The sequence below is a fragment of the Neisseria weaveri genome (assembly GCF_900638685.1).
Classification (GTDB): domain Bacteria; phylum Pseudomonadota; class Gammaproteobacteria; order Burkholderiales; family Neisseriaceae; genus Neisseria; species Neisseria weaveri.
This window is the reverse complement of sequence record NZ_LR134533.1, coordinates 1,386,759-1,398,169: the sequence shown is the minus strand read 5'-3', so window position 1 is coordinate 1,398,169 and position 11,411 is coordinate 1,386,759. Positions and strand designations below refer to the sequence as shown.

General features: G+C 53.8%; 10 protein-coding genes. 4 read left to right on the top strand and 6 right to left on the bottom strand.

Going from position 1 to position 11,411, the window contains the following annotated elements:
• Nucleotides 1-106: 106 nt before the first annotated feature.
• From carA to EL309_RS06795, 4 genes are all read left to right on the top strand, one after another.
• Nucleotides 107-1,237, top strand: a complete 1,131-nt coding sequence (gene carA, locus EL309_RS06810; protein WP_004282413.1) for a glutamine-hydrolyzing carbamoyl-phosphate synthase small subunit — start codon at nt 107-109, stop codon at nt 1,235-1,237.
• Between the two features lie 109 nt (nt 1,238-1,346).
• Nucleotides 1,347-2,096: a leucine efflux protein LeuE gene (gene leuE / locus EL309_RS06805; RefSeq protein WP_004282414.1), complete on the top strand. Its 750-nt coding sequence runs from the start codon at nt 1,347-1,349 to the stop codon at nt 2,094-2,096.
• 54 nt (nt 2,097-2,150) lie between these two features.
• On the top strand, nt 2,151-2,999 hold the full coding sequence (locus EL309_RS06800; protein ID WP_004282415.1) for a PhzF family phenazine biosynthesis protein: 849 nt from the start codon (nt 2,151-2,153) through the stop codon (nt 2,997-2,999).
• Between the two features lie 210 nt (nt 3,000-3,209).
• Nucleotides 3,210-3,713 (top strand): isoprenylcysteine carboxyl methyltransferase family protein, encoded by a 504-nt coding sequence (locus EL309_RS06795; RefSeq protein ID WP_004282416.1) that lies wholly within the window; start codon nt 3,210-3,212, stop codon nt 3,711-3,713.
• A 95-nt stretch (nt 3,714-3,808) separates the two neighbouring features.
• Here EL309_RS06795 and EL309_RS06790 read toward each other — a convergent pair whose 3' ends face one another.
• The 6 genes from EL309_RS06790 to EL309_RS06765 form a co-directional block, all read right to left on the bottom strand.
• Entirely contained in the window at nt 3,809-5,773 is a 1,965-nt protein-coding gene (locus tag EL309_RS06790) for a transglutaminase family protein (RefSeq protein WP_004282417.1), read from the bottom strand.
• A gap of 43 nt (nt 5,774-5,816) precedes the next feature.
• A complete protein-coding gene (locus tag EL309_RS06785) occupies nt 5,817-6,785 on the bottom strand; it encodes a DUF58 domain-containing protein (protein WP_004282418.1) in 969 nt (322 codons plus the stop codon).
• Nucleotides 6,769-7,680, bottom strand: a complete 912-nt coding sequence (locus tag EL309_RS06780; protein ID WP_004282419.1) for an AAA family ATPase — start codon at nt 7,678-7,680, stop codon at nt 6,769-6,771. The genes EL309_RS06785 and EL309_RS06780 overlap by 17 nt, the downstream gene beginning before the upstream one ends.
• Before the next feature lie 95 nt (nt 7,681-7,775).
• Nucleotides 7,776-9,095 carry an MFS transporter gene (locus tag EL309_RS06775; RefSeq protein ID WP_004282420.1) on the bottom strand — a complete coding sequence of 440 codons (1,320 nt, stop codon included), beginning with the start codon at nt 9,093-9,095 and terminating at the stop codon, nt 7,776-7,778.
• Nucleotides 9,096-9,275: 180 nt separating this feature from the next.
• Nucleotides 9,276-10,580 carry an ATP-binding protein gene (locus EL309_RS06770; protein ID WP_004282421.1) on the bottom strand — a complete coding sequence of 435 codons (1,305 nt, stop codon included), beginning with the start codon at nt 10,578-10,580 and terminating at the stop codon, nt 9,276-9,278.
• Between the two features lie 91 nt (nt 10,581-10,671).
• Nucleotides 10,672-11,343 (bottom strand): response regulator transcription factor, encoded by a 672-nt coding sequence (locus EL309_RS06765; RefSeq protein WP_004282423.1) that lies wholly within the window; start codon nt 11,341-11,343, stop codon nt 10,672-10,674.
• Nucleotides 11,344-11,411 lie beyond the last annotated feature (68 nt).

Below are 11,411 nucleotides of genomic sequence, written 5' to 3'. Positions count from 1 at the left end.
TTTTTTTTAACCGAATACCCGTATACGGAGGCCGTCTGAAATATTACGGCAGTGATTTTTCAGACGGCCTGTTGAGACATTCAGCAGATAAAACAGGAACCCCATCATGACAACGCCCGCAATTTTAGTTCTCGCCGACGGCAGTATCTTTCACGGTACTTCGGTCGGCTATCAAGGTACGACTTCCGGCGAAGTGGTATTCAATACGTCGATAACCGGCTATCAGGAAATCCTGACCGATCCTTCTTACTGCAAACAGATTGTAACGCTGACTTATCCGCATATCGGCAATACGGGCGCAAACAGCGAAGATGCGGAAAGCCGTTCGGTATATGCCGCCGGTTTGATTATCCGCGACCTGCCGCTCCTGCACAGCAATTTCCGCAGCAGCGAGAGTTTGCAGGAATATTTGGTTCGCAACCAAACCGTGGCGATTGCCGACATCGACACCCGCCGCCTCACCCGCATCTTGCGCGACAAAGGGGCACAGGCCGGTGCGATTTTGACCGGTGCGGACGCTACCGAGGAAAAAGCGCGTGAATTGATTGCGGCATTCGGCAGCATGGTCGGCAAGGATTTGGCGAAAGAAGTCACTTGCGGCGAATCTTATGAATGGACGGAAGGCGAATGGAAGCTGGGCAAAGGCTTTGAAAGGCCGTCTGAACAGCCGTTCCATGTGGTTGCTTACGATTTCGGCGTGAAAACCAATATTCTGCGTATGTTGGCCGAGCGCGGCTGCCGTTTAACCGTTGTGCCGGCTCAAACGCCTGCGAAAGACGTGTTGGCGATGAATCCCGACGGCGTGTTTCTTTCCAACGGCCCCGGCGACCCCGAGCCGTGCGATTATGCGATTGCGGCGGTAAAAGAACTGCTGGAAAGCAAAAAACCGCTGTTCGGTATTTGTTTGGGGCATCAGTTATTAGGTTTGGCGGTGGGCGGCAAAACCCGCAAAATGGCGTTCGGCCACCACGGAGCCAACCACCCTGTGCAGGATTTGGACAGCGGCAAAGTGATGATTACCAGCCAAAACCACGGTTTTGAAGTGGATGCGGATACTTTGCCCGCTCATGTGAAAGTAACGCACCGTTCGCTGTTTGACGGCTCGTTGCAAGGCATTGAGCTGACCGATCGGGCGGCGTTCAGTTTCCAAGGCCACCCCGAAGCCAGCCCCGGCCCGCATGATGTGGCTTATCTGTTTGATAAATTTATCGACAATATGAAAGCTGCCAAACAATAAGCGTTTTTTCAGACGGCCTTTTCGCAAATGCAAAGGCCGTCTGAAAATTTTATACGGCCGATTGATCCGAACTGAAGTTTATGCGGCCGATTGATCCGAACTGAAGTTTATGCGGCAATATCTGCTGCCAAACAGTTTGGGCATCGGCTTTTTGATTGCCGTTTCCAAGCATTTTTCCATTCTTCCAAACTTAAGCGATTTCCCATCTATGTTCGGCATTACCGACCTGACCACTTACGTTATCGGCACTGTTGCCGTGATCCTTCTTCCCGGCCCCAATTCCATGTTTTGCCTGTCGATGGCTGCGCAATACGGCATTAAAGCGGCTTACCGCGCGATTGCGGGCATTATTTTGGGCGACACATTATTGATGTTGGCCACGGTATTGGGGGCCGGTGCGCTGCTGAAACTCCACCCTACCCTTTTCCACCTGCTGAAATTGGCCGGCGGTTTATATCTGGCCTATATCGGCTGGAATTTATTGCACGGTGCTGTAAGGAAATGGCAACTGGATACGTCTAAGCTGATGTCGGACGCACCCGCCGCCGCACAACCGGTGCCGCATATTTTCCAACGCGCCCTGCTGTTGAGCCTGACCAATCCGAAAGCGATTCTGTTTTTCCTGTCGTTTTTCGTACAGTTTGTCGACCCCGCCTATCCGCACCCCGCTTTGTCGTTCACGGTTTTGGCGGTTATTTTGCAGGCAAGCAGTTTTCTATATTTGAACACTTTGGTGTTTGCCGGACACAATATGACCCGTATTTTCAGACGGCATCACAAGCTTTCTTCGGCGGCAATGGCGGCAGTCGGGCTGATGTTTGCCGGATTCGCGGTGAAAATGTGGATGGCCGGAATTTAACGGGATTCGGCAGAAATTCAGACGGCCTGAAACGGCAGTAACAGGAGCAGAAATATGCGTCGGTATGATTTTTATTTGGTTAACGTGTTTGCCGAATCGCATTTCGGCGGCAATCCGCTGGCGGTCTTTCCCAACGCGGAAGGCTTGGACGACGCGGTCATGCAGGCCGTTGCCCGGCAATTCAATCTGAGCGAAACGGTATTCGCCTTTCCGTCCGACAGCGCGGCGGCCAACCTGCGGATTTTCACGCCCGCACACGAGCTGCCGCTGGCCGGGCATCCCGTTTTGGGCTGTGCGTTCGTGTTGCAGAAACAGCGCGGTTTGGCGGAGCGGTTTACGTTAAACACCCAAGCCAAACCGGTTGCCGTTCGCGGTGCGGACGGCTTGATGACCATGCAGATACAGGGCTACACCTGCACCGCAAGCCGCGCCGGCCGCGCACAGTTGGCCGCGGCAACCGGTTTGACCGAAACCGATATTGCCGAACGGGCGTATTGGGTCAACAGCGGTTCGCCGCAACTGCTGCTTCAGGTTGCCGCCCAACAGGCCTTGGCAAACGTACAGGTTAATTATGCACATCTCGAAGCCGTCTGCCGCGCCGATCAAGGCCGCACGATGATTTATCTTTGGTGCGAACACGAAGGACAAGTTTCGGCACGCATGTTTTACGCCCAAAACGGCGCCATCTTGGAAGACAGCGGAACGGGATCGGCTTGCGCCAATTTGGGTGCCTATCTGATCAGCTGCGGCCGTTTTCCGTTTCAGACCGCCGTTTGCCAAGGAGAGCAAACAGGCAGAACCAATTATCTGTATCTGCAAACAGATGGAGCGGAAAACATTTTTGTCGGCGGCAGAGTGGTCGAAGTGGGACAAGGCACCTTCCTTCTGCCTGAATCTGTTTGAATTTCAGACGGCCTCATCATAATAGGCCGTCTGAAATTCAGGCACGGCAAACCGCTTTCTTGCATTGTGTTTCGAGACTGCCGGTTTATCTGCGCCGCATACATAAAAACGCCAACGGTGAGCCCGGGTTTTCCCGGGTTTATTGTTGGCGGAACAATTTGAATCACTGTTTTTTATTTTTTGTTGTTTTTTATAAAGGAATCAAACTTCATGATTACGGCATTTTTTATTGTCTTTTTTCTTATCCGTCTGGTATCGCTGTCGATTTCGATTAAAAACGAAAAACGGCTGATTGCCGAAGGTGCCGGACAATTCGGGGAAAAAAATTCCAAATTATTGGCCGCCGCGCACATCGCTTATTATTTTCTCGCTTTGGCCGAAGCCCATATCCGCGGCGTACCGTTTGACCGCGTGTCCGCCTTCGGAGCAGGCATTACCGCGTTTGCCTTAGTCATGCTGTTTTACGTTATCCGCTCGCTGGGCAAAATCTGGACGCTGAAAATCTATATCCACCCGCACCATGAAATCAACCGCTCGTGGCTGTTTAGAAATGTGAAACATCCCAACTACTTTTTAAACGTAATTCCCGAGCTGATCGGTATCGGTATTCTATGCCACGCATGGACGACCATGCTGTTCGGCCTGCCGGTTTATTTCATTATTTTGGGCATCCGCATCAAGCAGGAAGAAGAAGCCATGCGCCATTTATGGTAAGTTGGTTCGGATAAAGCGAAAGGCCGTCTGAAAATTTCAGACGGCCTCTTTCACATCTCTAACATTGATTACAAAACTGATTCCATCTTTATCTTTCAATCGCCGTATTCCGCCGCCGCTGCCGCAACCTGTTTATACCAACGGCGCTGCTCTTTTTCAGACGGCCTCCCTGCGGCGTAAAGCCAAAAATCGTATTCGTCCAGCAAGGCAAACAGCGTTTCGTCTTCCCAACGGTTTTCGCGCATTCTCCGTTTCAAATCCGCCGCGCTGACCGACGGCAGCGTGTCGTCTTCGCTGCCGAGCAAAACCGTTTTCAACAGCACGAAACCTTCGTTCAACCAATCCCGTTCCCGCCGCCTGCCGCGCTGCCACCACCACACCGACGGCAACACTGCGGCAAGCAAAGCGGCAGGGGCAACCATCAGCAGCGTTTTCCAATTGAAACCGCCCAAGCCCAAACGCTCAAACAGATTGTTTTGTCTGCCGTGGTCAAAATTCACCACCCACTGCTGCCAATAATACCGCCCGGCTTCCTGCCAACGGCTAAACGCGCCGATGTCGGCCGCTACCAAATGGCGGTCGCTCTCCGGCAATGCCCGGCTGATTCCGCTTTCGGCACGTCCCAAAGAAACCGCCGCCGTCGGATCAACGCGCAGCCAAACCTGTTCGTCTGCCAGCCAGACTTCCGCCCAAGCATGGGCATCTTTGCTGCGTATCTGCCAGAATCCGCCTTCCTGATTAAAGTCCGCACCCAGATAGCCCGTTACAATACGCGCCGGTATGTCTGCCGCCCGCATCATCACCACAAAACTTTGTGCATAATGCTCGCAAAAGCCGTTACGGGTTTCAAACATAAAGCCGTCTATGCCGTCTTTGCCCGGCGTCGGTTGCGGCTGTAAGGTATAACGGAATCCCTGCGAACGGAAATGCGCCAGCACTTTATCGATAAATTCCCTGTCGGTTGCCGATTCTGCACGCAAACGTTCCGCCAAAATGCGCGTTTGCAGATTGCCCTGCGGCAGTTTGGTGTAAAACGCACGGCTGCCCTGATTCAGACTGTGCGGCAAAGTGTCGGCCAGCGAAGCCTGCAAGCTGACGCGGCGGACGCTGTCGCTGCTTCTGTCCGCCCTGACCACCGCCCCCAAACGGCCGCTCAAGCCTTTAGGCAAATCAGCCTGCGGATAATCCAACACGGGCAAAACGCCGTTTTGGTCGCGCAGAATCATTTGATAGGAAACCGTTTTCCCGGCGTCGGCTTTCGCCTGATCGGTATAGGATTCGCCGACGGCACGCCAACGTTCGCCGTCGAAATCGCTCATGATGATGGCACGCCAATACATTTGGCTGCGCTGCGGTATCAGGCCGTCTGAAAATGTGACGTTGGCCACCAGCTCGTTACTCTGTACCAGATTGCTGATACTGCCCGGCGACATGGTGTCCGACAAACCGGTTTGCGCCTGCCCTTGCGCCGGCTGCGGAATCCGCCATAACGGCTGCTCCATACGCGGCACGGTCACAAACAATACCGCCGCCAGCGGCAAAGCCGCCAACCACACCCTGCCGATATAGCGGAACGACTGCTGCCATGCCAAGCCGCACAGCAAGGCAAAACACCAACCCAACAGCGTTAAGGCCGACAACAGCCAAAGTCCGGTCAGCAGGCTTTGGTTCAACACCACCGATGCGCCGGTCAAAAACAGCATAGACAGCAGCAGCACCTGCCAATCGCGCATGGATTTGTTTTCAAAAGACTTCATCAACACCAGCAGCAGCAATACAGCAATACCGCCTTCACGCCCCAGCACCGTACCGAGCTGCTGCCACACCGCCAATCCTGCCGCCACCGACATCAATACCGGCAGCCACACCGGCAGCCTGATCCCCAATTGAAGCAGCAGCACGCGCAACAGCCAAACCGCACCGAACAGCACCATCACGCCGACGGGCAATGTGCCCGCCAACGGCAGCGCCGTCCACAGCAACACCGCCAAAACCAAGAGCTGCACCCGTTTCGGCGGCTGCAGGCTGAGAAAAGACGGATTCGAAATCTGTATCATCATTTTTATTGTCGGAATATCGTTTATTTTTCAGACGGCCTCATGCCTACCATAAAGCCAATGCCGTCAGACATTTTTCCCGTTGTCCGTTTTGCGGTGCAATGGTTCGGTCGGGCAACACCAGCGAATACGGCAGATGTCGGCGTTCCGCTTCCAAAACGCGGAAACACAGCAATCCGGCCAAACGCTCTTTCGAGCCTTCGGAGGGATAATCCGCATAAGAAATCACCGTTTCGTCCACTTTCGCCAATGCTTCTTCGAAACGCTTGTCCAACAGTTCGCCCGTTTTCGCATACATCTTCCAAGCCACATGCTGCAACGACGCACCTTCCTGATGTGCCTGCAAATAAGACAAATCGCCGCTGCCGTCCGCCGTATCCGTCCGCTCCGAACCGGCTTCGGCATGCCCTTGCAGCGGCAACTCGTGTGCAATCGGTTTCGGAAACACCACCGCACGCTTCGGCCAACGCCAGACACACTCGACCATACAGATGCCGAACGGTGCTACCGAAGCCGTTCTCAACGGCGGCGCATAAATATAGCCGCGCAAAGGGGCGTCCAATTGCCAAACAAAACCGCCGCCGTCAGTCGGGCCGTCTGAATTTGAATCTGGCCCGACCTGCCACAACTGCCATCCGTTTTCAGACAGCCTACCCTGTGCAGACGGCGTTTCCGCCTCGCCGCAAAGCCAAATCCAACGGGAACGGCGGTTTTCGGGAACAGTCAACCGCAGCGCCACCGTGCCTCCGGCAAACACTTCGTCGGCCATATCCACATCAATCTGCAAACCCAAAAGCTGTCTGAAATTCAGCATAACCGCCGCAATCAGAAAGCCGGTCAGCCAAAATGCGGCGATATAGGCAAGGTTGGCCTGATACTGCAAGCCCACCAACCACAGCAAAACCATCACCACCAATACGCCGATGCCGAAGCGCGTCGGCCGGCAATACAGATCGGCCACACGCGGCGAACGCCCTGCCACCGCCGGCAGACGGCGTTTACGCAACGGCCACATGATTCAGAATATCCGACAAAATCTGCATGCTGCTCAAACCCTGCTGAACAGGCTGGACGCGATGGTTGGCCACCGCCGCCCACACTGCTTTAATGTCGTCGGGCAGCACATATTCCCTGCCCTCCATAAACGCCCATGCTTTTGCGGCAGCGACCACCGCCAAACCCGCACGCGGACTCAAGCCCAATACAAACAAACCCGGCTGGCGGGTTGCCTGCACCAAGCGGTACACATATTCGGCGGCGGCTTGCGAAAACTTCACCTGCGCAGCCTGCGCCTGCCATTGCTGCAGCTGATCAGCATTACAGACGGCCTTCAGCTTCGGCAGCACCTGACGGCGGCTGCCGCCGGCATACAGCGTTTTTTCCGCTTCTGCGGTCGGATAACCCAAGCTCAAACGCATCATAAAGCGGTCGAGCTGCGATTCGGGCAAAGGGAAAGTACCCGATTGGCCAATCGGATTTTGCGTAGCGGCAACGATAAAAGGATGCGGCAGGGCGTAAGTCGTACCGTCTACCGAAACCTGCTTTTCCTCCATCGCTTCCAATAAAGCCGACTGCAGTTTCGGCGAAGCGCGGTTAACTTCGTCTGCCAAGAGAAAATGATGGAACAGGGGGCCGGGGTGAAACACAAATTGGCCGTCATTCGGACGGTACACATTCACCCCCAACAAGTCGGACGGCAGCATATCGCTGGTAAACTGAACACGGCGGTAGTCCAAACCCAACACGGCGGACAAGCCCGTTGCCAACGTAGTTTTTCCCACACCGGGTACGTCTTCCAGCAAAACATGGCCGCCCGCCAGTACACAGGCAAACAGTTTTTTCAGCGTATCTTCTTTTCCCAAAATCAGCGTATTGAGCTGTTGTAATGCGTTTTGAATAGATGGATTCATAATTATTGACAGGTGAAAAAATGATTCAGACGGCCTCAAAAGCCGTAAAAAAAGCCTGTGCATTTTAACACAGGCCGTCTGAAACTATTTTAACTTTAACTATTTATCTCTTCGAGCGTCCGCCCTTTGGTTTCTTCGCCCAACACCGCAATCACCGCAACTACCGCCATCAATACGGCAGTAAACATAATGAAAATGCGACCGAATCCGCCTTCGCCGCCAACCATCGCCGCCACCGCCAACGGAGCCACAATACCGCCGACTCGGCCGACCGCGCCGGCCCAGCCCGAGCCGAATGCACGGAAACGGACTGGATACAGTTCGGGCGTATAGGTATAAAGCACGCCCCATGCGCCCAAATTGAAAAACGACATCAAACTGCCCCACAACATAATGGCAACAGCGGTATCGCTTTGACCGAAGAAATAGGCACATACCGCACACGCAAACAAGAACCCTGCCAAAGTGGCCTTGCGCCCGATTTTCTCCACCAGCACCGCCGCCGCAAAATAGCCGGGCAGCTGCGCCAAAATCATTACCAGCACATATTCAAAGGTTTTCACCACCGTATAACCCTGCTCCACCAGCAACTTCGGCAGCCAAGTGAAAATCCCGTAATACGAAAACACGATACCGAACCAAATCAACCACAACATCAACGTCCGCTTGGCAAACGGCGGCTGCCACAACTGCGCGAAACGCACCGGCTCGGCAACGGCTTTTTCAGCCACAGAGGCCGTCTGAACAACAGGCAGCCCGGCTTCGGCTTCCAAACGGCAAACCAACTCGTGCGCTTCTTGAATACGGCCTTTGTTCAACAGATAAGGTACGGACTCCGGCAGTTTCTTCCAAACCCAAAACGCATAAAACACCGGCAGAGCACCAATCAGAAACGCACTGTGCCAACCGTATTGCGGAATGACGAAATAAGACGCCAAAGCCGCAGCCAGCCAACCCAATCCCCAAAAGCTTTCCAGCAACACGATAAACCGCCCCCGCACTTTGGGCGGTGCATATTCGCTCACCAAAGATACCGCCACCGGCAATTGTCCGCCCAAGCCGAACCCGACCCAAAAGCGGAAAGACAGCAGGCTGGCCAAGTCCCAAGACAAAGCGCACAGGCCGGTGGCCACGCTGTACAGCACCATCGTGCCGACAAACACATTCCTGCGCCCGAAGCGGTCGGCCGCCCAACCGCTGCTGACCGCACCCAAAGCCATACCGATAAAACCGATGCTGACAATCCACCCCAATTCAGACGGCGTCAGCGCCCACTCTTTGCCCAGCGTCGCCAAAACAAACGACACCATGCCGGTATCCATTGCATCAAACAGCCAGCCCAAACCGATCAACACCAGCAAGCGGTAATGAAATTTACCGGCAGGCAGGTTTTGCAGGCGGGTGAGAATATCCATAGTTCCTCCGTTGCCAAAACTGATTTCGCCCTATCTCTGCAAACCGTTCGGGAAACTCTGGCCCGGTTTGCCGTAAAACATTCGGATACGGCGCATTCATTATATCGGCATCCAGCAAAAAAGGCTGTTGCCTTTCAAGCCACAGCCTTACGTTTGATTTTTTTCAGACGGCCTCAAACCTTATCTTTTCAAGGGCAGCATAACCGACACTTTCAAGCCGCTGGGAAATTTGTCGGAATCCGCCAAACTGATACTGCCTCCATAACGCTCGGCCACGGTTTTCGCAATCGGCAAACCCAAGCCGCTGCCTTCCACATCACTGCCCAAAATGCGGTAAAACGGATCAAACACGCGCTTACGCTCCGACAACGGTATACCGCAGCCGCTGTCTTCGATTTCAAGTATACACATGCCGTTGGCCGCACGGGCACGCAAATCAATCTGTCCGCCCTCCGGCGTATAACGGATGGCATTTTCCAACAGCGTTTTCACCAGAGTGTACATATCCGCCTCTCCGGCATAAACGCAAGCGCAATCCGAAACCTCGCCGTCCACACCCACATCCAGCTGCTTGGCATCCGCCAAAGGATACAGATCCTGCAAAACATTCTGATACAGCCTTGCCACATCGATTTCCTGAAACGGGTGCTCTTCTTCGGCTTTGACTCTGGCCATCGACAACAACTGATCCAACAAACGGCGGTTGCGGCGGATACCGTCGCGCAGATCCGCCACCAGCTCGGCCGTTTCAGGCGGCAATTCCCGCGAAGCCAAACGCTCGGCCTGTAAAGAAAACGCCGTCATCGGCGAGCGCAGTTCGTGCGCCGCGTCGGCGATAAACCGCTGCTGTTCGCGCACATTTTCACCTACGCGCCCCAGCAAACGGTTAATCGCACCGGCAAAACCGTAAATTTCGGCCGGAATCCGTTCAATCGGCAACGGCGATAAATCCGATTCGTTCCGTCCTTCCATTTCTTTTGAAAGCTGTTTGACCGGTGCCAACGTGCGCCAAACAACCCAAACCATCAGCAGCACTGATATCGGTACCAGCAGCAATAAAGGCAACACGGCAACCAACGCGCTGTCGGCCGCCATGTCGTCACGGAAATCCGTTTCCTGAATAAACGCATAACGGCTGCCGTCTTCATAAGTGTGTACATAAGCGCGGTAGGAGTCGTCCTGCTTGCGGTCGGCAATGTCGTGAAAGCCGTCGGCCGCAGATTGAGACAAAGCAAACTTGCCGCTTTCGTCCAAAGGTTGGATATAAATCTGCACATCGCTGTCGATATCGGCATAGCCCGCACGACCGGGTTTGTCGATCAACAATGCGGTTTGACGCAGCAAATCATCTTGAAATTCCTGAACTTCTTTAAAAACGGTATAAAACGACACCGCCCCCGCAACCACTGCGGTAAACAGGAAAATCAACGTAAACAATAATGCCAAACGCCGCTGGATAGACGGCCTGCTGAATATCGCTGCCAAATATTTCCCCTAACCCAAACCAATTACAAACACATTAATCTCCCACACCCCCGCATACCGTCAGGAGGCCGTCTGAAAATTTAAAGCCCCTTCAACCCTCGCGCTTGGACACCAACCATCCCGCGCCGCGCACATTTTTAATGCAATTGTGTCCCAATTTTTTACGCAGGGCATGAATCAGATAATCCACCGCATTGCTTTCAGGCTCTTCACCCCAGGCATACACCTTGTCTTCCAATTCGGAGCGGGAAAAAATTTTTCCCGGATACTGCATCAATGCCTGCAAAATGGCAAACTCGCGGTTAGAAAGGAAGAAAGTTTCCCCCGTATCCAAACGCTTCACATGATAATTGGCCGGATCGAGCTGCAACACACCGTTATCCAAAACATTTACGGCGCTGCCGCCCGTTCTGCGAATGACCACGCGGATACGCGCCAACACCTCCGACATATCGAAGGGCTTGATAATATAGTCATCCGCCCCGCTGTCCAAGCCTTTCAGACGGCTGTCCAAATCATCACGCGCAGTCAAAATCAACACCGGCACATCCAAACCGCCGGAACGTATTTCCGACAACACCTGTAAGCCGTCTTTCTGCGGCAAGCCCAAATCCAGCAAAACCACGTCGTAAGCCTGTGCAGACAGCGAAGTCAATGCTGTTTTACCGTCACGAACCCAATCTACGGTATAACGTGCATCTTTCAAACTGCCCGACACCGCCTCACCGATCATATTGTCGTCTTCTACCAACAGCAAACGCATATACCCTCCGCTTCCCATTCACAATAATCGACCGTACCAATCAAACCGCAGATACGGTTCCCACACAA